1 protein-coding gene is annotated in these 622 nt (G+C 59.0%); it reads right to left on the reverse strand.

Features of this window, described 5'->3' with window-relative positions; all coding sequences use genetic code 11:
- Positions 1–545 (reverse strand): transposase (locus V6767_RS22700; protein WP_448475508.1); only part of this gene is annotated, 545 nt, incomplete at its 3' end.
- Positions 546–622 lie beyond the last annotated feature (77 nt).

Genomic DNA, 622 nt, shown 5'->3' on the forward strand with positions numbered 1-622 from the left:
AGGGTGTCGAGGTATTCCTGCGTTGCTCGGCTGGCCCCGTCTTCCGCCGACCATTCCGAGAAATCCGCTTTGGTATAACGGCTGGCATCCGCCTTGATCAACGACGCATCCGCCCCGAAGCTCTCGCCACCCACCAAGCCCTCGGCGATGCAGCGCGCCAGCACCGCCTCGAAGAGATGTCGGAACAGATTGCTCTCACGGAACCGTCCGTGCCGGTTCTTCGAGAAGGTCGAATGGTCGGGCACCGGATCGGCTAAGTCGAGCCGACAGAACCAGCGATACGCCAAGTTCAAATGAACCTCCTCGCAAAGCCGCCGTTCCGACCGGATGCCGAAGGCGTAGCCGACGATCAGCATCCGGATCATCAGCTCGGGATCTATCGATGGCCGACCCGTCGTGCTGTAAAAAGGCGCGAGATGGTGGCGCATATCACCGAGATCGACGAAACGATCGATGCCCCTGAGCAAATGATCCGCCGGGACATGGTCTTCTATCGTGAACTCGTAGAACAGCGCCCCCTGCGCAACCTGCCTCGACCCCATCATCGTCAGTTCTCCCATGCCTCTGGAGAAGTGAATCAGCAGCCAAGCCATCACTCAAGTGGAGTTTTTCAACACCATCT

Source organism: Martelella sp. FLE1502 (assembly GCF_053484255.1).